23 protein-coding genes are annotated in these 21,166 nt (G+C 68.4%); 17 read left to right on the top strand and 6 right to left on the bottom strand.

From position 1 onward, the window contains the following. Positions 1-25: 25 nt before the first annotated feature. Complete coding sequence (gene cysK / locus LSF15_RS01105) at positions 26-961, bottom strand: cysteine synthase A (protein WP_232496680.1); 936 nt, start codon at positions 959-961, stop codon at positions 26-28. A gap of 95 nt (positions 962-1,056) precedes the next feature. Between cysK and prmC the strand changes: the two genes are divergently transcribed. Further along, on the top strand, positions 1,057-1,935 hold the full coding sequence (gene prmC, locus LSF15_RS01100) for a peptide chain release factor N(5)-glutamine methyltransferase (RefSeq protein WP_232496960.1): 879 nt from the start codon (positions 1,057-1,059) through the stop codon (positions 1,933-1,935). A 94-nt stretch (positions 1,936-2,029) separates the two neighbouring features. On the opposite strand, the gene LSF15_RS01095 is transcribed toward prmC, so the two are convergent. After that, on the bottom strand, positions 2,030-2,980 hold the full coding sequence (locus LSF15_RS01095; RefSeq protein WP_232496679.1) for a TetR/AcrR family transcriptional regulator: 951 nt from the start codon (positions 2,978-2,980) through the stop codon (positions 2,030-2,032). Between the two features lie 116 nt (positions 2,981-3,096). On the opposite strand from LSF15_RS01095, the gene LSF15_RS01090 reads away from it, so the two are divergent. The 15 genes from LSF15_RS01090 to LSF15_RS01020 all read left to right on the top strand — a co-directional run bounded on the left by LSF15_RS01090 (position 3,097) and on the right by LSF15_RS01020 (position 15,795). Continuing rightward, entirely contained in the window at positions 3,097-4,011 is a 915-nt protein-coding gene (locus LSF15_RS01090; RefSeq protein WP_232496678.1) for an ATP-binding cassette domain-containing protein, read from the top strand. Between the two features lie 5 nt (positions 4,012-4,016). Next, positions 4,017-4,805, top strand: a complete 789-nt coding sequence (locus LSF15_RS01085; RefSeq protein WP_232496677.1) for an ABC transporter permease — start codon at positions 4,017-4,019, stop codon at positions 4,803-4,805. A 106-nt stretch (positions 4,806-4,911) separates the two neighbouring features. Further along, the gene (locus tag LSF15_RS01080; RefSeq protein ID WP_232496676.1) at positions 4,912-5,739 is read left to right on the top strand and encodes an L-threonylcarbamoyladenylate synthase; all 828 of its coding nucleotides are present in this window, start codon (positions 4,912-4,914) and stop codon (positions 5,737-5,739) included. Further along, entirely contained in the window at positions 5,736-6,938 is a 1,203-nt protein-coding gene (locus tag LSF15_RS01075; protein ID WP_232496675.1) for an MraY family glycosyltransferase, read from the top strand. The genes LSF15_RS01080 and LSF15_RS01075 overlap by 4 nt, the downstream gene beginning before the upstream one ends. Further along, positions 6,935-7,444: a Cg1360 family ATP-synthase-associated protein gene (locus LSF15_RS01070; protein WP_232496674.1), complete on the top strand. Its 510-nt coding sequence runs from the start codon at positions 6,935-6,937 to the stop codon at positions 7,442-7,444. The genes LSF15_RS01075 and LSF15_RS01070 overlap by 4 nt, the downstream gene beginning before the upstream one ends. 114 nt (positions 7,445-7,558) lie before the next feature. Further along, positions 7,559-8,359, top strand: coding sequence for a F0F1 ATP synthase subunit A (gene atpB / locus LSF15_RS01065; protein ID WP_232496673.1), 801 nt, complete (start codon positions 7,559-7,561; stop codon positions 8,357-8,359). A gap of 42 nt (positions 8,360-8,401) precedes the next feature. After that, entirely contained in the window at positions 8,402-8,638 is a 237-nt protein-coding gene (gene atpE, locus LSF15_RS01060) for an ATP synthase F0 subunit C (RefSeq protein WP_231048411.1), read from the top strand. A gap of 29 nt (positions 8,639-8,667) precedes the next feature. After that, positions 8,668-9,228 (top strand): F0F1 ATP synthase subunit B, encoded by a 561-nt coding sequence (locus LSF15_RS01055; protein ID WP_232496672.1) that lies wholly within the window; start codon positions 8,668-8,670, stop codon positions 9,226-9,228. A 3-nt stretch (positions 9,229-9,231) separates the two neighbouring features. Then, entirely contained in the window at positions 9,232-10,029 is a 798-nt protein-coding gene (locus tag LSF15_RS01050) for a F0F1 ATP synthase subunit delta (RefSeq protein ID WP_269756063.1), read from the top strand. A 94-nt stretch (positions 10,030-10,123) separates the two neighbouring features. Beyond that, entirely contained in the window at positions 10,124-11,764 is a 1,641-nt protein-coding gene (atpA, locus tag LSF15_RS01045; protein WP_232496670.1) for a F0F1 ATP synthase subunit alpha, read from the top strand. A gap of 45 nt (positions 11,765-11,809) precedes the next feature. Beyond that, positions 11,810-12,706: a F0F1 ATP synthase subunit gamma gene (locus tag LSF15_RS01040; RefSeq protein ID WP_232496669.1), complete on the top strand. Its 897-nt coding sequence runs from the start codon at positions 11,810-11,812 to the stop codon at positions 12,704-12,706. A 21-nt stretch (positions 12,707-12,727) separates the two neighbouring features. Beyond that, on the top strand, positions 12,728-14,188 hold the full coding sequence (atpD, locus tag LSF15_RS01035) for a F0F1 ATP synthase subunit beta (RefSeq protein WP_232496668.1): 1,461 nt from the start codon (positions 12,728-12,730) through the stop codon (positions 14,186-14,188). A gap of 2 nt (positions 14,189-14,190) precedes the next feature. After that, positions 14,191-14,451: a F0F1 ATP synthase subunit epsilon gene (locus tag LSF15_RS01030; RefSeq protein WP_232496667.1), complete on the top strand. Its 261-nt coding sequence runs from the start codon at positions 14,191-14,193 to the stop codon at positions 14,449-14,451. A gap of 10 nt (positions 14,452-14,461) precedes the next feature. Next, the gene (locus LSF15_RS01025) at positions 14,462-15,034 is read left to right on the top strand and encodes a P-loop nucleotide/nucleoside kinase family protein (RefSeq protein ID WP_232496666.1); all 573 of its coding nucleotides are present in this window, start codon (positions 14,462-14,464) and stop codon (positions 15,032-15,034) included. Next, positions 15,034-15,795: a YaaA family protein gene (locus LSF15_RS01020; protein ID WP_308188394.1), complete on the top strand. Its 762-nt coding sequence runs from the start codon at positions 15,034-15,036 to the stop codon at positions 15,793-15,795. The genes LSF15_RS01025 and LSF15_RS01020 overlap by 1 nt, the downstream gene beginning before the upstream one ends. Here LSF15_RS01020 and LSF15_RS01015 read toward each other — a convergent pair. Both LSF15_RS01015 and LSF15_RS01010 read right to left on the bottom strand, forming a co-directional pair. Beyond that, entirely contained in the window at positions 15,766-16,392 is a 627-nt protein-coding gene (locus LSF15_RS01015) for a DNA-3-methyladenine glycosylase I (protein ID WP_232496959.1), read from the bottom strand. The genes LSF15_RS01020 and LSF15_RS01015 overlap by 30 nt on opposite strands. Positions 16,393-16,397: 5 nt before the next feature. Continuing rightward, on the bottom strand, positions 16,398-16,889 hold the full coding sequence (locus tag LSF15_RS01010; RefSeq protein ID WP_232496665.1) for a methylated-DNA--[protein]-cysteine S-methyltransferase: 492 nt from the start codon (positions 16,887-16,889) through the stop codon (positions 16,398-16,400). A gap of 223 nt (positions 16,890-17,112) precedes the next feature. On the opposite strand from LSF15_RS01010, the gene LSF15_RS01005 reads away from it, so the two are divergent. Next, positions 17,113-18,297 carry a DUF4192 family protein gene (locus LSF15_RS01005; protein ID WP_232496664.1) on the top strand — a complete coding sequence of 395 codons (1,185 nt, stop codon included), beginning with the start codon at positions 17,113-17,115 and terminating at the stop codon, positions 18,295-18,297. Here the strand turns inward: LSF15_RS01005 and LSF15_RS01000 are convergent. Beyond that, on the bottom strand, positions 18,294-19,691 hold the full coding sequence (locus LSF15_RS01000; protein WP_232496663.1) for an NAD(P)/FAD-dependent oxidoreductase: 1,398 nt from the start codon (positions 19,689-19,691) through the stop codon (positions 18,294-18,296). The genes LSF15_RS01005 and LSF15_RS01000 overlap by 4 nt on opposite strands. A 53-nt stretch (positions 19,692-19,744) precedes the next feature. Continuing rightward, positions 19,745-21,160 (bottom strand): aspartate aminotransferase family protein, encoded by a 1,416-nt coding sequence (locus LSF15_RS00995; RefSeq protein WP_232496662.1) that lies wholly within the window; start codon positions 21,158-21,160, stop codon positions 19,745-19,747. Positions 21,161-21,166: the final 6 nt, after the last annotated feature.

Here is a 21,166-nt window from a genome sequence, read left to right as displayed (position 1 = left end):
GCCCAGGGCCCCGATGCCGCCGGCCTCAGTCACGCAGGTCTTCGTAGAGCACGGTCGAGAGGTATCGCTCACCGAAGTCGGGCACGACGACGACGATCGTCTTGCCGTCGTTCTCTGGGCGCTTGGCGACCTCGAGCGCGGCCCACACGGCGGCGCCCGACGAGATTCCGCCGAGGATTCCCTCGTCGGAGGCGAGCCGGCGCGCGGTCGCGATGGCATCGGGCGTGGCGACGTCGACGACCTCGTCGTAGACGGCGCGGTCGAGCACGTCGGGCACGAAGTTCGCGCCGATGCCCTGGATCTTGTGCGGGCCGGGTGCACCGCCAGTGAGGATGGCGGAGTCGGCCGGCTCGACGGCGACGACCTTCACGTCGGGGTTCTGTTCCTTGAGGAACCCGCCCGCGCCGGTGATCGTGCCACCCGTGCCGATGCCCGAGACGAGGATATCGATCGCGCCGTCGGTGTCGGCCCAGATCTCGGGGCCGGTGGTGGCGCGGTGGATCGCGGGGTTGGCCTCGTTCTCGAACTGACGGGCGAGGATCGCCCCGGGGGTGTTCGCGACGATCTCGTCGGCGCGCGCGACGGCGCCCTTCATGCCCTCGGCGCCGGGGGTGAGCACGACCTCGGCGCCGAAGGCGCGCAGCACCACGCGGCGCTCGACGCTCGCGGTCTCGGGCATCGTCAGGACGACCTTGTACCCGCGGGCGGCACCGACGAGCGCGAGCGCGATGCCGGTGTTGCCGCTCGTGCCCTCGACGATGGTGCCGCCGGGCGCCAGTTCGCCCGACTTCTCGGCCGCGTCGATGATCGCGACGCCGATGCGGTCCTTCACGCTTGCGGCGGGGTTGTAGAACTCGAGCTTCGCCAGCACGGTCGCCCCGGCGCCGTCGGTGAGCCGGTTCAGGCGCACGAGCGGCGTGCGGCCGACGACTTCGGTGATGTTCTCGTAGATCTGCGCCATCGTGCGGCCTTCCTCGGGGACGTGTAGGGGTCAACGGCCCCAGCCTAGGGATCGGCGGCCGCACGGGCGAGTGGGTTACATTCCATTGCGTGGATATGACGAGCACGCCCCCCGGCCGACGATCGCTGCGCGCAGTGCGCGACGAGACGGCGGCACGGCTCGCCGCAGCCGGGGTGCCCGACCCCGAGGTCGATGCCGAGCTGCTCATCGGGCACGTGCTCGGGCTGTCGCGCGGCGGAGTCCAGGCGCGCCTGGTCGTCGGCGGGGAGCTCGACGAAGCGGATGCCTCGAAGCTGGCCGGTCTCGCCGAGCGCCGCGCCCGGCGTGAACCGCTGCAGCACCTCACCGGCCGCGCGGCGTTCCGTTCGCTCGAGCTCGCGGTCGGGCCCGGCGTCTTCGTGCCGCGGCCCGAGACCGAGGGCGTCGCCCAGCTCGCCATCGACGCGCTCCGTGCGAGCGCCGAGCCCGCGCCGATCGGCATCGACCTCGGCTCCGGCAGCGGGGCGCTCGCGCTCGCCCTGGCGACCGAGGTGCCGCATGCGAGGGTGTGGGCGGTCGAGAACTCGCCCGAGGCGTTCCCGTGGACCCGGCGCAACGTCGACGAGGTCGCCGCTCCCAACCTCGAGCTCGTCTTCGCCGATCTCGCGGTCGCGCTGCCCGAGCTCGACGGCAGGGTCGCGGTCGTGGTGTCCAACCCGCCGTACATCCCGCAGGATGCGATTCCCCGTGACCCCGAGGTGCGACTCCACGATCCCGAGCATGCGCTCTACGGCGGGCCCGACGGGCTCGACGTCGTGCGCGCACTCTCGAAGCGGGCACTCGCGCTGCTGCATGCGGGGGGAGTGCTCGTGATCGAGCACGGAGAACTCCAATCGGCCGAGATCGCCGCCCTGCTCTCGGCAGACGGGTGGCGGGCGATCGCCCACCATCGCGACCTCACGGGCCGCGACCGGGCGACGACCGCCCTGCGTTGAGGACTCTTTCGGCTGGTTGGGGAGCGACGAAGGAGCGTCTCGAAACCTGCCCCGAACGTGCGACGGGGTTTCGAGACGGCGCTGGCGCGCCTCCTCAACCCGCAGACTTCTGCTCGCGCTCGACCGCGCGCTTGATCGCCTCGCGTTCGCGCTTCTGCGCTTCGCGAAGCGCCTTCTCGGCCTCGCGCCGGGCCCTGGCGGCATCGCGCACCTTGGGGTCGCGGGGGAGCTCGACCTGTGGCGGGAGCGGGGCGGGACGCTCCGGAGGCGAAGCATCGGCGCCGACGCGGTCGACGTGGCGCTCGATGCCGTCGAGGATGCGCGCCAGGCCGAATGCGAAGTCGTCGTCGGACTCATCGGGTGCGGCGCCGGGCACGGCGACGTACCCGCCGGCGGCGAGCAGGGGGCTGAGGTAGGGGAACCGCTCGGGGGTGACGAGCTCGGCGAGCGCTTCGAAGAAGTTCGCGCCCGTGACATCCGCCGGATCTGCCGCCGCCGCCGCGGCCGCTCGCAGATCGCGTTCCTGCGCACTGGTCGCTCGCGCGTAGCTCGTGACGAGCAGCAGCGCCGACATCTTCTCGCCGTCGGTGAGGGGGAGATCGCGCACCTCGCGCAGGAACCAGTCGACCAGGAGCAGGTTGTTGGGCGTGATGGGGGCGCCCGAGATCGGGATGTCGACGAGCCACGGGTGAGCTCGGTAGGCGCCGCGCACGGCGAGCACCCAGGCCGTGATGCCGTCGCGCCAGGTGCGTTCGACCGCGTCGTCGGGAATCGGCGGTTCGAGCGTGCCCTCCTGCATGAGCAGGATGAGGTCGTCCTTGCTCGTCACGTAGCGGTACAGCGACATCGTCGTGAACCCGAGCGATGCTGCGACCCGACTCATCGAGACGGCTGCGAGCCCTTCGGCGTCGGCGATCTCCATCGCGGCGTCGACGATGCGCTCGATCGAGAGCTCGCGCTTCGGCCCGCGCTGCGGGTTCGCGGCGACGCCCCATGCCAGCGCGACGCCGCGGGGGAGTTCGGGGTCGGCCCGCGTGTCGCTCATTCGGCTCCCGTCGATCGATGGCTTGACGACAGTCTAGAACTGTGTATTACTTAAACAACAGTCGATGATATAAACAGTTTGCGGCATACGCAGACAACTTGGGGAAGGAACCTCTCATGGATCTCGCCATCCACGCGATCGGGCTGCGCAAGCGCTTCGGTCGCACCGACGTGCTCGACGGCCTCGACCTCGCGGTCGGCGCGGGCGTCGTCTTCGCTCTGCTGGGGCCGAACGGCGCCGGCAAGACGACGACCATCAACATCCTCACGACACTCGTGAAGCCCGACGAGGGCAGCGCCCGGGTCGCGGGCTTCGACGTCGTCGCCGAGGCCGACGAGGTCACGCAGCGCATCGCACTCACCGGCCAGTCCGCGGCCGTCGACGAAGTGCTCACGGGCACCGAGAACCTCGTCATGCTGGGCCGGCTCTCCGGGCTCTCGCGCCGTGATGCGTCGACGCGGGCCGCTGAGCTCGCCGAACGCTTCGGACTCTCGGATGCCGCGAACCGGCGTGTCAGCACCTACTCGGGCGGCATGCGTCGACGGCTCGACCTCGCGCTCAGCCTCGTCGTCGACGTGCCGGTGATCTTCCTCGACGAGCCGACGACCGGTCTCGACACGCGCAGTCGCCAGGAGCTCTGGAGGCTCATCCGATCGCTGGCCGATGCCGGCACCACGGTCTTCCTCACGACGCAGTACCTCGAGGAGGCCGACCGGCTGGCCGACCGCATCGCCGTGCTCGACGGTGGCCGCATCGCCGCCGAGGGCACCGCCGACGAGCTCAAGGCCCGCATCGGCGGCGACGTCGTCGAACTGCGGGGCCGCGATGGCGAGCTCCTGCGGGAGCTCCCGAGCGACGGGTCGGTGCACGGGCTGCGGGCTGCCATGGACGAGCTCGACCGCACCCCCGCCGCCGCGACCGAGGGCGTGAAGGTGACCATCCGCCGCCCGAGCCTCGACGACGTGTTCCTCGCGATCACCGCCGGCGGCGGGACATCCGATCGCTCCCGCGACCTCATCGAAACGAAGTGACCGCCATGACCACGCTCACCGCCACCCGGCCGCGACTTCGTGGCTTCACCGCCGAGTCGACGTTCATCACCCGCAGCCTGATCCACTCGATCCGCGATGTCGAGGCGCTCCTCATGGCGGTCGTGCTGCCCGTGATGCTCATGCTGATGTTCACCTTCATCTTCGGCAACGCGATCGACCCGTCGGGCGGCTACGTCGACTACGTCGTACCCGGCATCATCCTGCTCTGCGCGGGATTCGGCGCCGCATCCACCGCGGTCGCGGTGTCGCGCGACATGACCACTGGCATCATCGACCGGTTCCGCACCATGCCGTTGCGCAGCGGCGCCGTGCTCACCGGGCACGTCGTCGCGAGCCTCGCCCGCAACCTGCTCGCGACCGCCGTCGTGGTCGCGGCCGCGCTACTCGTCGGCTTCCGCCCGTCGGCGTCGTTCGTCGAATGGGTCGCGGTGTTCGGGGTGATCACGCTGTACATCCTCGCGATCACGTACCTGTTCTCGGCGATCGGCCTCGCCGCGTCGAGCCCCGACGCCGCGAGCGGCTACGGATTCATCCTGCTGTTCCTGCCCTACGTGTCGAGCGCATTCGTGCCCGTCGACACCATGCCCGAATGGCTGCAGTGGATCGCGGAGAACCAGCCCATCACCCCGGTGATCGAGACGATCCGCTCGCTCCTGCTCGGCACGCCGATGGGCGACTCGGCCTGGTGGGCGGTCGGCTGGTGCGTGGTCATCATCATCGTCGCGGCCGTCTGGGGCGCGTGGCTGTTCCGTCGCAAGGCGGGTCGTCGCTGAGCGATCCGCAAACGGTCGGATGCCTCGGGCTCGACGCCGCCCGAGGCATCCGCCGCCCTGCCGGGCTGGTTCCCGCCCTGCCGGGCTGGTCTAGAATCGGCAGGTCATGACTGCCATCTTCGACTGCTCGGTCGACTCCCAACTGCTCACCGGCATGCGACTCGCGAGAGGTGCCATCGGCCGGGGGCAGCTCGTCGTGATCCCGACCGACACGGTGTACGGCGTCGCCGCCGATGCGTTCAGCGCCCAGGCCGTCGCCGGACTCCTCGCCGCCAAGGGGCGTGAACGCACCGCGCCGCCGCCCGTGCTCATCCCCGGCATCCCGACCCTCGACGCGCTCGCGACCGAGATCCCCGAGGTCGTGCGGCAACTCGTGGCCGAGTTCTGGCCCGGCGGGCTCACGGTGATCCTGCGGGCGCAGCCGTCGCTGCAATGGGACCTCGGCGAGACGCGCGGCACCGTGGCGCTGCGCATGCCCGCCAACCCGATCGCGCTCGAACTGCTCGCCGAGACCGGCCCCCTCGCGGTATCGTCGGCGAACCTGTCGGGCATGCCGTCGGCGACCACGGCCGCCCAGGCCGAGCAGATGCTCGGCGAGCACGTCGCCGTGTACCTCGACGGCGGACCGGCCGGCGAGTCCTACGAGGCCATCGGCGAGCGGCCCGGCGACACCTCGTCGACGATCGTCGACGCCACCGGCATCCACGACGGCGAGGGGATGCTGCGCATCGTGCGCGCGGGCGTCATCTCGCGCGAACGCATCGTGGCGGTCGTGGGGGAACAGATGCTCGCGCCCGAGGGTGCTGCGCCGGGCACCGAGGCCGAGTCCGCGGCATCCGACACCGACCCCGCGGCATCCGACCCCGCGGCATCCGACCCCGCGGCATCCGACGCGGCGACCGCAGGCGACGAAGCAGGCTCCGCCGCCTCATGACCCTCTTCCTGCTGCTCGCGCTGCTCACCGCGCTCGTGACGTTCGGCGGATCGATCCTCGTCTGGAAGCTGAGCCTGAAATACCGGCTCTACCCGAAGATCCGCGAGCGCGACGTGCATACGCGCCCGACGCCCAGGCTCGGCGGCATCGCGATGTTCGTCGGCATCGTCGTGGCGATCGGCGCGGCCGCGTTCGTCTCGACGCTCGGATCGTCGCGGTTCTCGAACGTCGCGATCATCTTCCAGAATCCCGGCCAGATGCTCGCCATCCTGGGCGCCGCGCTGCTCATCGTGCTCATCGGCGTCGCCGACGACATCTGGGACCTCGACTGGACCACGAAGCTCGCCGGCCAGTTCCTCGCGGCCGGGCTCATCGCATGGCAGGGCGTGTCGATCGTGTCGCTGCCGATCGGCGGCATCACCCTCATCCCGTCGTGGGTGAGCGTGACGCTCACGGTCTTCACGATCGTGCTCGTCATGAACGCCATCAACTTCATCGACGGACTCGACGGGCTCGTCGCCGGCGTCGCGCTCATCGCCAACGGCGTGTTCTTCCTCTACACCTACCTGCTCGTGCAACAGACGTCGCCGCTCAACTACTTCAACCTCGCGTCGCTGCTCGCGATCGTGCTCGTCGGCGCCTGTGCCGGGTTCCTGCCGCTGAACTGGCATCCCGCGAAGCTCTTCATGGGCGACGCGGGCTCGATGCTCATCGGACTGCTCATGTCGACCGCGGCGATCGCGGTCACGGGGCAGCTCAACCCGACCGGCGTCGGGTTCGACCAGCTGTTCGCGGCGTTCATCCCGATCCTGCTGCCGTTCCTCGTGCTCATCATCCCGCTGCTCGACTTCGGCCTCGCCGTCGTGCGGCGCTTGCGCGCCGGCAAGTCGCCGTTCGCCGCCGACCGCAAGCACCTGCACCACCGGCTGCTCGACATGGGCCACTCGCACCTGAACGCCGTGCTCATCTTCTACGGCTGGACCGCCGTCGCCTCGATCGGGTGCCTGCTCACCTACGTGTTCCCCGTCTACTTCGGCATCGACTCGATGTGGGCGTTCGTCCTGATCGCCATCGGCTTCCTCGTGTGTGCCGCGATCACGCTGGCGCCGCTCGGTCGTCGCAAGCGGCTCACGGTGGCCGCAGAAGCCGCACATGCCGGGTCGGTAGAATCAGGCGAACCCGACTCAGGAGCACGATGACCGACGCACTTCCCGGCACACCCGCCGACGGCCGCCCCCAGGCTTCCACGACCCCGGCGGTCGCGCCGATCCTCCGGCGGGCCCTGGTCTACGGAGGCATCCTCGCCGTGGGGCTCGCCGTCGTGGGGTCGATCGTCGGCTACCTGGTCGCCGGCATTCCCGGGCTCACGAGCGCGCTCATCGCCGCGGTGCTCACGGTCGTGTTCTTCGGCCTCACCGCGGCCACGGTGCTCATCGCGTCGCACGTCGCAAAGGGGCAGATGTTCTCCACGGTCTTCTTCGGCATCGTGCTCGGGGGGTGGCTGGCGAAGCTGCTCGTCTTCTTCGTCGCGGTGCTCTTCGTGAGCCGCCAGGAATTCATCGACCCGTACGTGTTCTTCATCACGATCGTCGTCGCCGTCATCGGCAGCCTCGTGGTCGACGTCCTCGCGTTCCGCAACGCGCGCGTGCCCTATGTCAGCGACGTGGATCTGCCGGGCCCCCAGGCACCTGATTCCAACCCCTGACGATTCGGTGATCGACACATCTTCTTGCTAGAGTCGAACGCGATCCCCCCTTCTTGACGCGTCACGACACGCCCGAAACTGGAGACAGCGCTGCTAGGTAACGCTCTCGTTCACATGCTCCCGTTCGCGACCTCCGAAGAAGGTGGTTCGGGAGAGTTCCACGGTCCTTCGCTGGCCGACTTCTTCCCGCCGGTGATCTTCTTCGAAGGCACCCCGTTCGAGGTCAACCGCATCATCCTCATCCGGTTCCTCGTCGTCGCGGTCCTCATCCTGCTCTTCTGGCTCGCGACCCGACGCATGAAGCTCGTCCCGGGCCGCGGGCAGAGCCTCGCCGAGCTCGCGCTCGACTTCGTGCGCAACAACATGGTGTACGACACGCTGGGCACGCGCGACGGCAAGCGATTCCTGCCGCTGCTCACGACGCTGTTCTTCCTGATCCTCGCGATGAACCTGACCGGCATCATCCCCGGCCTCAATATCGCGGGCAGCTCGGTCATCGGCTTCCCGCTGTTCCTCGCCCTCATCTCCTACGTCGCGTTCATCTACGCGGGCGTCAAGAAGCACCCGGGTGCGTTCTTCAAGAACTCGCTGTTCCCGTCGGGCGTGCCGTGGTACCTCTACATCGTCGTCACGCCCATCGAGTTCGTCTCGACGTTCATCCTCCGGCCGATCACGCTCGCGCTGCGACTGCTGATGAACATGGTCGCCGGGCACATGCTGCTCGTGCTCTGCTTCTCGGCCACGCAGTTCTTCATCTTCACGGCCGGCGGCCTCTGGAGCCTGTTCAGCATCGGCACCTTCGCGTTCGGCCTGGCGTTCACGCTGTTCGAACTGCTCGTCGCAGTGCTGCAGGCCTACGTCTTCACCCTGCTCTCGGCCGTGTACATCCAGCTGGCGCTGGCCGAAGAACACTAAACGAACCGGATTCCCGGTTCGAAAACATGGAAGGAAACACACATGGACGCAACGACAATCCTCGCTGAGGTCAACGGCAACCTCGCTCCCGTCGCATACGGCATCGCAACGATCGGCCCGGCCATCGGCGTGGGCATCGTCGTGGGCAAGACGGTCGAGTCGGTCGCACGTCAGCCTGAGCTCCAGGGTCGTCTCACGGGCCTCATGTTCCTCGGCATCGCGTTCACCGAGGCGCTCGCCTTCATCGCGATCGCCGTGGCGTTCATCCCGTTCCCGTAATCACCCCCTGACGAGACACCGAGGTACCAATGCTCCAGGCAATCGTGACTGCGGCGACTGAAGAAGAGAGCATCAACCCGCTCCTTCCCGCGCCGTACGACATCATCTGGTCGGCGGTCGCCTTCGTCATCATCCTCATCTTCTTCTGGAAGTACGTGCTGCCGCGCGTGCAGAAGCTGCTCGATGAGCGCGGCGAGGCGATCGAAGGCAACATCGCGAAGGCCGACGAGGCACAGCGCAAGGCCGAGGCGGCGCTCGAGGAGTACACCGCCCAGCTCGCCGACGCTCGCACCGAGGCCGGCCGCATCCGCGAGACCGCTCGCGAAGACGGCAAGAAGATCGTCGCCGAGGCCAAAGTGGCCGCCACGACCGAAGCGGCGCGCGTCACGGCGAGCGCGCAGGCGCAGATCGACGCCGAGCGCCAGTCGGCACTCGTCTCGCTGCGCTCCGAGGTCGGCACGCTCGCGATCGACCTGGCGTCGGGTGTCATCGGCGAGTCGCTCACCGACGACACGAAGGCCGCCGCAGTGGTCGACCGGTTCCTCGCCGACCTGGAGGCCTCCGAGGCCACCGCCGGAGGGAAGAAGTAGTCCATGGGTAGCGCTACGAGAGAGGCCATGACCGGCACGCGCGATGCGCTGACGGCACTCGGCCGCGCCGACCTGTCGGTCGCAAACGACCTCCTCGCCGCAGTCCGCGCGATCAGCGGCACGTCGCAGCTGCGCTCGGCACTCATCGACAACGAGGCCGACGCGGCGCAGAAGCGCGCGCTGGTCGACGCGGTGTTCGGCAGCAAGATCTCGACCGATGCGGCCACGCTCCTCGTGAGCGCCGCGTCGAGCCGCTGGTCGAGCGGCGCCGACTTCCTCGACGGCGTCGAAGACCTCGGCATCCGCGTGGCGGCCGACGCCACCGGCGACGACATCGACATCGACGCAGAACTCTTCGCGGTCCAGCGCACCGTCGCCTCCGATGCGGGACTCGAACTCGCACTCGGTTCCAAGCTCGGTTCGTCCGCGTCCAAGGCGGTCCTCGTCGATCGGCTCCTCACCGGCAAGGCGTCGCCGGCGACCGTGTCCATCGTGCGCCACTTGGTGCAGCAGCCGCGCGGCCGCCGCATCGGCGAGATGCTGCGCCACGCGGCATCCGTCGTCGCCGACCAGCGCGGATTCGACCTCGCGATGGTCACGACCGCCGTGCCGCTCAGCGACGCGCAGCTCGCGCGTCTCGAGCAGGGGCTCACCGCCCAGACGGGCGGCCGCCGCATCCGATTCGACACCATCGTCGATCCCGCCGTCGTCGGAGGGGTTCGCGTGCAGATCGGCGACGACGTCTTCGACGGCAGCGTCGCCAGCCGCCTCAGCTCGCTGAGGCAGAAGCTTGCCGGCTGACGCCGGACCATCACGACCGGCGTCCCGCGCCGTGACAGACCAGTAGCTGTACAACCTGTACAGATAAGGGCCAGCCCCAGAAAAGGAAATGGCAATGGCAGAACTCTCCATCAGCCCCGACGAGATCCGTTCGGCTCTCGCGGAGTTCGCCTCGGCGTACGAGCCGGGTGCAGCGCAGAAGACCGAGGTCGGATACGTCACCGACGCAGCCGACGGCATCGCCCACGTCGAGGGCCTGCCCTCGGTCATGGCGAACGAGCTCATCCGCTTCGCGGACGGCACGCTCGGCCTGGCGCTGAACCTCGACGAAGACGAGATCGGCGTCGTCGTGCTCGGCGAGTTCACCGGCATCGAAGAGGGCATGGAGGTGACCCGCACGGGCGAGGTCCTCTCGGTTCCCGTCGGCGAGGGTTACCTCGGCCGTGTCGTCGACCCGCTCGGCAACCCCATCGACGGCCTCGGCGAGATCACCGGCATCGAGGGTCGTCGTGCCCTCGAACTGCAGGCTCCCGGCGTCATGCAGCGCAAGTCGGTGCACGAGCCGCTGCAGACCGGCATCAAGGCCATCGACGCGATGATCCCGGTCGGCCGCGGCCAGCGCCAGCTCATCATCGGCGACCGCCAGACCGGTAAGACCGCGATCGCGATCGACACGATCATCAACCAGAAGGCCAACTGGGACTCGGGCGACGTCAACAAGCAGGTGCGCTGCATCTACGTGGCGATCGGCCAGAAGGGCTCGACCATCGCCTCGGTGAAGGGCGCCCTCGAAGATGCCGGCGCCATGGAGTACACGACCATCGTCGCGGCTCCCGCCTCCGACCCGGCCGGCTTCAAGTACCTCGCGCCCTACACCGGCTCGGCCATCGGCCAGCACTGGATGTACGACTCGAAGCACGTCCTCATCATCTTCGACGACCTGTCGAAGCAGGCCGAGGCCTACCGTGCCGTCTCGCTGCTGCTCCGTCGTCCGCCGGGACGCGAGGCGTACCCCGGTGACGTCTTCTACCTGCACTCGCGTCTGCTCGAGCGTTGCGCGAAGCTCTCCGATGAGCTCGGCGCCGGCTCGATGACCGGCCTCCCGATCATCGAGACCAAGGCCAACGACGTCTCGGCGTACATCCCGACCAACGTGATCTCCATCACCGACGGCCAGATCTTCCTCCAGTCCGACCTCTTCAACGCCAACCAGCGTCCGGCGGTCGACGTGGGCATCTCGGTCTCGCGAGTCGGCGGTGACGCGCAGGTCAAGTCGATCAAGAAGGTATCGGGCACGCTGAAGCTCGAACTCGCGCAGTACCGCTCGCTCGAGGCGTTCGCGATGTTCGCATCCGACCTCGACGCCGCGAGCCGCCGCCAGCTCGCCCGTGGCGCGCGCCTGACCGAGCTGCTCAAGCAGCCGCAGTACTCGCCGTACCCCGTCGAGGAGCAGGTCGTCTCGATCTGGGCAGGCACCAACGGCAAGCTCGACGAGGTCCCCGTCGAAGACATCCTGCGCTTCGAGCGCGAGCTGCTCGACTACCTCGGCCGCAACACCGAGGTGCTCTCGACGCTGCGCGATACGAACGTGCTCTCCGATGAGACCGTCGCCCAGCTCGAGTCGTCGGTCGAGACGTTCAAGCAGGAGTTCCAGACCGGCGAGGGCAAGCCGCTCGCCTCGGTCGGCTCCGAGCAGTTCGAGGCGATCGCCGCCGAAGACGTCAACCAGGAGAAGATCGTCAAGAGCCGCCGCTAGGCGATTCCGCGATTGACGACCGAACCCTAGCGATACAGGAGAGAAATGGGAGCGCAACTTCGGGTCTACCGGCAGAAGATCAAGTCTGCCCAGACGACGAAGAAGATCACCAAGGCGATGGAGCTCATCGCCGCCTCGCGCATCCAGAAGGCGCAGGCGCGTGTGACGGCTTCGACGCCGTACTCGCGCGCCATCACGCGCGCCGTCTCGGCGGTCGCGACGTACTCCAACGTCGACCACGTGCTGACGACCGAGCCCGAGTCGATCGAGCGCGCCGCGGTACTGGTTGTTACGTCCGACCGGGGCCTTGCGGGTGCATTCAACTCGCAGGTGCTGCGCGAGGCAGAAGAGCTCAGCGAGCTGCTTCGGTCGCAGGGCAAAGAGGTCGTCTACTTCCTGATCGGGCGCAAGGCGGTGGGGTACTTCCAGTTCCGCCGTCGTCCGTCCGAGCGGCAGTGGGTCGGCAGCTCCGAGAACCCCCAGTTCGACCTCGCCAAAGACGTGGCCGAGGCCGTGCTCGAGGCGTTCCTGCGCGACGCGTCCGACGGCGGGGTCGATGAGATCCACGTCGTCTACAACCGCTTCGTGAGCATGATGACGCAGACCCCCGAGGTCGTGCGCCTGCTGCCGCTCGAGGTCGTCGAAGGCGTCGAGGAGCCGGACTCCACGGTCCTGCCGCTGTACGAGTTCGAGCCCGACGTCGAGACCGTGCTCGATGCGCTGCTGCCGGTGTACATCGAGAGCCGCATCTTCAACGCCCTCCTGCAGTCGGCCGCGGCCAAGCACGCAGCCACCCAGAAGGCGATGAAGTCGGCGAGCGACAATGCCGACAAGCTCATCACCGACTACACCCGCCTCGCAAACGAGGCACGCCAGGCCGAGATCACGCAGCAGATCGCCGAGATCGTGGGCGGCGCCGACGCGCTCGTCGCCAAGAAGTAATCCAGAAAAGAGAGAGCCAGAATGACTGACACCGCAACCGCGCCGGTCGCCGAGTCGACCGCCGGCGCCGTCGGCCGCATCGCCCGCGTGACGGGCCCTGTCGTCGACATCGAGTTCCCGCACGACTCGATCCCCGAGATCTACAACGCTCTCCGCACCGACATCACGATCGGTGACGAGACCAACACCATCACGCTCGAGGTCGCACAGCACCTCGGTGACGACGTGGTTCGCGCCATCGCACTGAAGCCCACCGATGGGCTCGTGCGCGGCCAAGAGGTCACCGACACCGGCGAGGCGATCTCGGTGCCCGTCGGCGACGTCACCAAGGGCAAGGTCTTCAACGTCATCGGCGAGGTGCTGAATGGCGAGCCCGGCGAGCAGATCGAGATCACCGAGCGCTGGCCCATCCACCGCAAGCCCCCGGCCTTCGACCAGCTCGAGTCCAAGACCCAGCTGTTCGAGACCGGCATCAAGGTCATCGACCTGCTCACCCCCTACGTGCTGGGCGGCAAGATCGGCCTCTTCGGCGGCGCCGGCGTGGGCAAGACGGTTCTCATCCAGGAGATGATCCAGCGCGTCGCACAGGATCACGGTGGTGTGTCGGTGTTCGCCGGTGTCGGCGAGCGCACGCGTGAGGGCAACGACCTCATCCACGAGATGGAGGAGGCGGGCGTCTTCGACAAGACCGCCCTCGTCTTCGGCCAGATGGACGAGCCGCCGGGGACGCGTCTTCGCGTGGCTCTTTCGGCGCTCACGATGGCGGAGTACTTCCGCGACGTGCAGAAGCAGGACGTGCTGCTCTTCATCGACAACATCTTCCGCTTCACGCAGGCCGGTTCCGAGGTGTCGACCCTGCTCGGCCGCATGCCGTCGGCCGTCGGCTACCAGCCGAACCTCGCCGACGAGATGGGCATCCTCCAGGAGCGCATCACCTCGACCCGCGGTCACTCGATCACGTCGCTGCAGGCCATCTACGTGCCCGCCGACGACTACACCGACCCGGCACCGGCGACGACCTTCGCGCACCTCGACGCCACGACCGAGCTCTCGCGCGAGATCGCGTCGAAGGGTCTCTATCCGGCGGTCGACCCGCTGACCTCGACGTCGCGCATCCTCGACCCCCGTTACCTGGGTGAAGATCACTACCGCGTGGCGACGACCGTCAAGCAGATCCTCCAGAAGAACAAGGAACTCCAGGAGATCATCGCCATTCTCGGTGTCGACGAGCTCTCCGAGGAAGACAAGATCACCGTGTCGCGTGCGCGCCGCATCCAGCAGTTCCTCTCGCAGAACACCTACATGGCGAAGAAGTTCACGGGTGTCGAAGGCTCGACGGTTCCGCTGAAGGACACGATCGAGTCGTTCGATGCGATCGCCAAGGGCGAGTTCGACCACGTCGCCGAGCAGGCCTTCTTCAACGTCGGTGGCATTACCGACGTCGAAGAGAAGTGGGCGCAGATCCAGAAGGAGAACGGCTGAGCATGGCCGACCTCAACGTGAGCGTCGTCTCGGCCGACCAGGAAGTCTGGTCGGGCGAGGCGTCCATGGTGGTGGCTCGCACCACCGAAGGCGAGATCGGCATCCTGCCGGGCCACGAGCCGTTGCTTGCGATCCTCGCCGGCGGTGAGGTGCGCGTCACGCTCCCTGGTGGTGAGAAGATCACCGCGAACGCAGAAGAGGGCTTCCTGTCGGTGCAGTCGAACTCCGTGCAGGTCGTGGCCTCGCGCGCCGAACTCGCCTGAGGAGTCACGGATGCAGGGGGAGCAGCCGTTCGACCGTCAGTTCGGTGACCTGAGCGTCACCCAACTCATCGTCATGGCCGGATTGCCGGGTGCGGGCAAGTCGACGATCGCCGAGATCGTCGGCGCCCGCCTCGGTGCGACGGTCGTGTCGGTCGATCCGATCGAGTCCGCGATCCTGCGCGCCGGCATCGACGCCGACCAGCCGACGGGTCTCGCTGCGTATCTCGTTGCCGAGGAGATCGCCCAGAAAGAGCTCGAGTCGGGTCGCACGGTCATCGTCGACGCCGTCAACGCCGCCGAGGCAGCGCGATTGCAGTGGCGTGACCTCGCCGAGCGCACCGACGTGCGACTTCGGGTCATCGAGGTCGTCTGCTCAGATGAGGCGCTGCATCGCGCGCGACTCGAGAAGCGCGAGCGCCGGCTTCCTCACCTCGAGGAGACGACCTGGCGTGCGGTCGAGCAGAGCCTCGAGGGGTACGCCGTGTGGACCGGCCCGTCGTCTGCGCTTCCGCGTGTGACGATCGACAGCATCGAGACGCTCGGCACGAACGTCGACGCGGCGCTCGCCTTCATCGGCTCGTAGTGCGGATCCTCCTTCCGCCGTCGGAGACCAAGCGTGACGGTGGCACGGGCGCGCCGCTCGACCTGAAGGTGCTCTCGTTCCCGGCGCTGTCGAAGGCGCGCATGAAGGCGGTGACGGCAGTCAGCCGACTGGCACGCGACCCTGACGCGACGATGCGTGCGCTGAAGCTCGGGCCGCGCCTCGCGAGCGAAGTGACCCGCAACCGACTGCTGCGACGCTCGCCCACGATGGCTGCGATCGACCGCTACACCGGCGTGCTCTTCGATGCGCTCGATGCCGCTTCGCTCGATGCGGACGCCCGTGAGTTCGCCCGCGAGACGGTCGTCGTGCATTCGGCGTTGTTCGGCCTCGTCGGAGCGCTCGACGACATCCCGGCGTATCGGCTCTCGCACGATTCGCGGCTGCCCGACCTGCCGCTGAAGGCTCACTGGCGCGCGCCGCTGGCGGCGGAACTGGCCCGCGAGTCGGGCGTGATCGTCGACCTCCGGTCGGAGGGATACGTCGACCTCGGCCCTGCGCCCGTGCGCGACGGGAGCGTCTTCGTGCGTGTCGTCTCGATCGACGAGGCCGGCCGCCGCCGTGCGCTCAATCACTTCAACAAGCGCACGAAGGGCCTGTTCACTCGCGCCCTGCTCGACACCCGACCGCAGATCGACTCGGTGGAGCAGCTGATCGAATGGGCGCGCACCGCCGGATTCGGGCTCGAGACCGTGCCGAGCCATGGTGCCGACTCAACCTTCGAGCTCGAGCTCGTCGCCTGACTCGCGTGCGTCGCCAGGAGCCGCAGCGGCCCTGAAGCATCCGGAGAGGTGGTCGTCGACCATTCCCGCCGCCTGCATGAGCGCGTACATCGTGGTGGGCCCGACGAAGCGGAATCCTCGGCGACGAAGCTCTTTGCTCATTGCGGTCGACTCGGGCGTCGTGGCAGGCACCTCGGCGAACGATGCCGGAGCATCGGAGCGCGGAGCCGGTGCGAAGCCCCAGAGCAGCAGGTCGATCGGAACGTCGAGTGCCAGGGTGGCGCGTGCGTTCTGAATCGTCGCCTCGATCTTGCCGCGATGACGGATGATGCGCTCGTCACCGAGAAGTCGTTCGACGTCGGCCTCGGTCATCGCCGCCACACGTTTGGCGTCGAAGTCGTGGAACACCTCGCGGAACGCCGGTCGTCGACGAAGAATCGTGATCCAAGACAGACCGGCCTGGAAACCCTCGAGGCACACCTTCTCGAACAGCCGCGTCGGATCGTGCTGCGGCGTGCCCCACTCCTCGTCGTGGTAGCGGCGATATTCGTCGCTGCTCGCACCCCAGCCGCAGCGGGCGAGACCGTCGTCGCCGACCACGAGCTCGGGTCGGGGAATGACGCTCACGCGGCGAACCCGATGTGCTCGTGGCCGAGCAGCCAGAGCTTCGTCGGGATGCCCTCACCGGCGGAGTACCCGGTGACACGGCCGTCGGAGGCGAGCACACGATGGCAGCCCACGATGATCGGCACGGGATTCGCGCCGACCGCACCACCGATAGCCCGTGCGGAGCCGGGCTTGCCGACGGCGGCGGCGAGCGAGCCGTAGGAGGTGGCGTCTCCCCATCCCAAGCGTCGCAGCTCACGCCACACCGACTCTTGGAACGGAGTGCCGCGCAGTCTGACCGGCAGGTCGAACTCGGTTCGAGAACCGATGAAGTACTCGGTGAGCTCGCTTCGAGCGCGGTCGAGCACGGCATTGGTGCGCTCGGGCTCGCCGTCATGGGGGAGCACGCCATCCTGCTCGATGGTGAGCGAGACGACGGCGTCATCGTCGGCGACGACTTCGATGCGCCCGATGGGGCTTTCGAGTCTGATGAGGAACACGTTGGTCATGCTCCGAGCGTAGCCGGGGCCCCCGACATGATCTCGCGGGAATCAGACACTGCGAAGAAGTCTTCTACGGCGTGCGTGGGGAGGACGAGTGCGAGCCGGGATTCGAGCGATCAGGGTGAACTCCGACCCGACTTCTCCTCCCCAGAGGGCCGAGTTCGACGAGCTTCCGCAGCAACGATCCACGCACGGCACGCCCGAGGAATCTGCGTCAACATCACTCGGCATGACCACCATCATCCGCGCCGCATCGGCGCACGACTTCCTCGCCCTCGTCCCGTCGCTCGCCGGATTCCGGCCCGATCGGTCGCTCGTCTGCGTCGCGTTCGAAGGCAATCGAACCGTCGGCGTGCTTCGTCACGATCTGCCGTCGAGGGCGCGCGACCGCGCGGCGCTCGTCTCGGTCGTGGTCGGAACGCTCTGCCGTATGCCCGGTGTCGACGCGGTCGTGCCGGTGCTGTACACCGATCGCACATTCGAGTCCGAAGGAGGGATTCCCGAGCGGCGGCTCGCCGAGCAGCTCATCCGCCGCGCCGAGCAGGCGGGTTTCGTCGTTCGCGATGCGCTCTGTCGTGCGGCGGATGCCTGGGGGTCGTACCTCGACCGCGAGACGCCGGTGTCGGGACATCCGCTCGGAATGATCGACGCGAACCCCGTGACCGAGCAGGCACCCGACGCGGCCGATGCGCTCGATGCTCCCGGTGCGGGCGGCGTGCTGCCCGCACCCGACGGGCGGGTCGCGCTGCGCATCGCCGAGGCGCTCGAGCGGTTCACCGACGCCGAGCCGGGTGACGCGGTCTTCGAACGGCTGGGCGACGACATCGATCCCGTCGAGCTCGTCGAATCACTGGTCTCGGGCGAGCCCGCGCGGCAGCCGGCGCTGCGGCTCGCCTGGTTCCTGCACCTTGCTGCACGGCCTGCGTTCCGCGACGGGATGATGCTGCAGTTCGCGTTCGGACCGGTCATCGGTGCCGCAGCGCACGACGATGCGATCGCCACGGCCGAACGAGCAGACGTGTCGGGGGAGTCGCTCGACGAGCTCGTGCGACGTGAGGTCGCCGAGGGAGAGCACGACGAGGTCAGCGAGCTGCTCTCGCGCCTGCTGCTCGGCCAGTCCACCCTGCGACCCGAGCGCGCGCGGGTCGAGCGCGCGCTCGAGCTGCTGCGGCCGCTCATCGCCAATGCGCCCGAGGCCGATCGCGTGGGCCCGCTCTGTATCGCGGCGTGGCTCTCATGGTCGGTCGGGCGCGGGTCGGCGGCCGGTGCATTCCTCGACCGTGCCGTCGAGCTCGACCCAGCCCATTCGATGGCAGGACTGCTCGCGACGTTCATGGGCAGCGGAGCGCTGCCCGAGTGGGCGTTCGTGCGACCGGCCGCCGAGGCGGCGAGCATCGGGGCCGGTCGTTCCTAGTGACCCGTCAGTCGCGCGGTCGCGCGGGCGATGACCGATGGCTTGCGGGTCAGGAGCTCCTCGGGGTCGGCGAGCGTCATGCCGAGGATGCCGAGGTTCGCCCCGAGATACCGCAGAGGCTCGGGTTCCCACAGCGGCGACCGGTGGTTCGCCCAGGGCAGCCGGGTCAGCTCGCTGTCGATGCCCAGCACGAGGTCGGTCATCGTGCGGCCCGCGAGGTTCGTGGTCGACAGGCCGTCTCCGACGTACCCTCCGGCGAAACCGACCCCGGTCTTCGGGTTGTAGCTCGCCGTGGCGCACCAGTCGCGGGCGACGCCCAAGGGTCCGCCCCATCGATGCGTCACTCGAGCTCCGCCGACGGCGGGGAAGAGGTCGCGAAGTGCGGCGTGCAGGTGCTCGAACACCCGATCGATCCGCTCGAACGCCGGATCGACGGCGCTGCCCCAGTGATAGTTCGCGCCGCGACCGCCGAACGCGAAGCGATTGTCGGCGGTGCGCTGCCCGTAGATGAGGAGGTGCCGGTAGTCGCTGAAGGTCTGGCCGTGCTCGATGCCGATCTCCTCCCACACGGTGTCGGAAAGCGGCTCGGTCGCGATCATGAGCGAGTACAGCGGCAGGATTCGCCGGCGCACTCGCGGCAGGCTGGGGCCGTATCCCTCAGTCGCGACGATGACGCGCTTGGCGGCGATCGTGCCGTGGGCGTCGCTGCCGTCGAGCGAGCGGAAGCGTACTTGGCCGGCCGACCAGTCGAGGACCTCGGTGCGTTCGAAGACGCTGACCCCCCGGGCTTCGACGACCCGTGCCAGTCCGCGCACCAGCTTCGCCGGGTGCACCCGGGCGCAGGCGGGGTCGAAGACCGCCGCAGGCGAGCCGCCGTCGAGCGCGGTCGCTCCCGACGCGGCGGCGACGGCGCGCTGGTCGCGGTATTCGAGCAGATCGACCCCGAAGCGGTGCGCCTCGGCGACGTCGGCCTTCGCCGCGCGACGTTGCACCTCGTTTCGGGCGAACACGAGCGTGCCACCGCGCTCGAAGTCGCAGTCGATGGCTTCGAGCGCCGTCACCCGGCCGACTTCGTCGACGGTGTCGACCATGGCGCGTCGCATGGCGACGGCCGCGTCGAAGCCGTACCGACGCTCGAGGGCGCCCGCCGACTTCGGGAACAGCGCGGAGCACCATCCGCCGTTTCGCCCAGAGGCGCCGAACCCGGCGATATCGCGCTCGAGCACGGCGATCGAGAGCGACGGGTCGGCACGCGAGAGTTCGTAGGCGGTCCACAATGCGGTGAGACCGCCGCCGATGAGCGCGACGTCGAACCGCGCGTTGGCCGTGAGCGCGTCGCGCGGCGACAGGTCGTCGAGACCCTGCTCGATGAGGTCGTCGAGCCAGAAGCTCAAGCGACGATAGGCACCCGGTGAGTCATCCGTCACCGCGCGGTGAACGCTCGTCGTCACAGCCGGTTCGATGCTTCGGTCAGTACGCCGCGCAGGATCTGCTCGATCTCCTGGAACTCGGGAACGCCGATCGTGAGCGGCGGCGCGAGCTGGATGACGGGGTCACCACGGTCGTCGGCGCGGCAGTAGAGGCCGGCATCGAAGAGCGCCTTCGAGAGGAATCCGCGCAGCAGCCGCTCGGACTCGTCATCGTTGAACGTCTCGCGTGTCGCCGTGTCTTTCACGAGCTCGATGCCGAAGAAGTACCCGTCGCCGCGCACGTCGCCGACGATCGGCAGGTCGAGGAGCTTCTCGAGTTCGGCGCGGAACAGCGGCGAGTTCTCGCGCACGCGCTCATTGAGCCCCTCCTCCTCGAAGATGTCGAGGTTCTCGAGCGCGACCGCCGCCGAGACGGGGTGCCCGCCGAACGTGTAGCCGTGGTAGAACGACGTCGTGCCCTTCGAGAAGGGCTCGTACAGCTTCTCGGACACGATCGTCGCGCCGATGGGGGAGTAGCCCGAGGTCATCGCCTTGGCACAGGTGATCATGTCGGGCACGTACCCGTAGGCGTCGCAGGCGAACATGTGCCCGATGCGCCCGAATGCGCAGATGACCTCATCCGAGACGAGCAGCACGTCGTACTGGTCGCAGATCTCGCGCACGCGCTGGAAGTAGCCGGGAGGCGGCGGGAAGCAGCCGCCCGAGTTCTGCACCGGTTCGAGGAACACGGCCGCGACGGTCTCAGGGCCCTCGAAGAGGATCATCTCCTCGATGCGGTTCGCGGCCCAGATGCCGAAGGCCTCGAGGTCGTCGGCCGGCGCGCCGACCTCGGCGGCACGGTAGAAGTTTGTGTTCGGCACCCGGAAGCCGCCGGGCGTGAGCGGCTCGAACATCTCTTTCATCGCCGGGATGCCGGTGATCGCCAACGCGCCCTGGGGGGTGCCGTGGTACGCGACCGAACGCGAGATCACCTTGTGCTTGGTCGGGCGGCCCTTGAGCTTCCAGTAGTACTTCGCGAGCTTGAACGCGGTTTCGACGGCCTCACCGCCGCCCGTCGAGAAGAACACGCGATTCAGGTCGCCCGGCGCGTAGCCCGCGAGCCGGTCGGCGAGCTCGATCGCCGCGGGGTGCGCGTACGACCAGATCGGGAAGAACGCGAGCTGCTCGGCCTGCTTCGCGGCCACCTCGGCGAGCCGGGCGCGGCCATGTCCGGCGTTCACCACGAACAGCCCCGACAGCCCGTCGAAGTACTTCCTGCCCTCGATGTCGTAGATGTGGTGGCCCTCGCCCCGGGTGATGATGGGCACCCCCGACGTCTCCATCGTCGACTGCCGTGCGAAGTGCATCCAGAGGTGGTCCTTCGCCTTCTGCTGCAGCGCGGTGTTGTCGTAGCCCGTGTCGGGCATGGCAAGGTCGTACACCGTGTCGGTCATGGTCAT

Source organism: Agromyces humatus, from assembly GCF_021228295.1.
Taxonomy (GTDB): domain Bacteria; phylum Actinomycetota; class Actinomycetes; order Actinomycetales; family Microbacteriaceae; genus Agromyces; species Agromyces humatus.
The sequence above is the reverse complement of the archived record's forward strand: the minus strand, read 5'-3'. Positions and strand labels throughout refer to the sequence as shown.

Coding starts and splice junctions, on each gene's coding strand:
- cysK (WP_232496680.1), bottom strand. CDS start 961: ATGGCGCAGATCTACGAGAACATCACCGAAGTCGTCGGCCGCACGCCG.
- prmC (WP_232496960.1), top strand. CDS start 1,057: ATGACGAGCACGCCCCCCGGCCGACGATCGCTGCGCGCAGTGCGCGAC.
- LSF15_RS01095 (WP_232496679.1), bottom strand. CDS start 2,980: ATGAGCGACACGCGGGCCGACCCCGAACTCCCCCGCGGCGTCGCGCTG.
- LSF15_RS01090 (WP_232496678.1), top strand. CDS start 3,097: ATGGATCTCGCCATCCACGCGATCGGGCTGCGCAAGCGCTTCGGTCGC.
- LSF15_RS01085 (WP_232496677.1), top strand. CDS start 4,017: ATGACCACGCTCACCGCCACCCGGCCGCGACTTCGTGGCTTCACCGCC.
- LSF15_RS01080 (WP_232496676.1), top strand. CDS start 4,912: ATGACTGCCATCTTCGACTGCTCGGTCGACTCCCAACTGCTCACCGGC.
- LSF15_RS01075 (WP_232496675.1), top strand. CDS start 5,736: ATGACCCTCTTCCTGCTGCTCGCGCTGCTCACCGCGCTCGTGACGTTC.
- LSF15_RS01070 (WP_232496674.1), top strand. CDS start 6,935: ATGACCGACGCACTTCCCGGCACACCCGCCGACGGCCGCCCCCAGGCT.
- atpB (WP_232496673.1), top strand. CDS start 7,559: ATGCTCCCGTTCGCGACCTCCGAAGAAGGTGGTTCGGGAGAGTTCCAC.
- atpE (WP_231048411.1), top strand. CDS start 8,402: ATGGACGCAACGACAATCCTCGCTGAGGTCAACGGCAACCTCGCTCCC.
- LSF15_RS01055 (WP_232496672.1), top strand. CDS start 8,668: ATGCTCCAGGCAATCGTGACTGCGGCGACTGAAGAAGAGAGCATCAAC.
- LSF15_RS01050 (WP_269756063.1), top strand. CDS start 9,232: ATGGGTAGCGCTACGAGAGAGGCCATGACCGGCACGCGCGATGCGCTG.
- atpA (WP_232496670.1), top strand. CDS start 10,124: ATGGCAGAACTCTCCATCAGCCCCGACGAGATCCGTTCGGCTCTCGCG.
- LSF15_RS01040 (WP_232496669.1), top strand. CDS start 11,810: ATGGGAGCGCAACTTCGGGTCTACCGGCAGAAGATCAAGTCTGCCCAG.
- atpD (WP_232496668.1), top strand. CDS start 12,728: ATGACTGACACCGCAACCGCGCCGGTCGCCGAGTCGACCGCCGGCGCC.
- LSF15_RS01030 (WP_232496667.1), top strand. CDS start 14,191: ATGGCCGACCTCAACGTGAGCGTCGTCTCGGCCGACCAGGAAGTCTGG.
- LSF15_RS01025 (WP_232496666.1), top strand. CDS start 14,462: ATGCAGGGGGAGCAGCCGTTCGACCGTCAGTTCGGTGACCTGAGCGTC.
- LSF15_RS01010 (WP_232496665.1), bottom strand. CDS start 16,889: ATGACCAACGTGTTCCTCATCAGACTCGAAAGCCCCATCGGGCGCATC.
- LSF15_RS01005 (WP_232496664.1), top strand. CDS start 17,113: ATGACCACCATCATCCGCGCCGCATCGGCGCACGACTTCCTCGCCCTC.
- LSF15_RS00995 (WP_232496662.1), bottom strand. CDS start 21,160: ATGACCGACACGGTGTACGACCTTGCCATGCCCGACACGGGCTACGAC.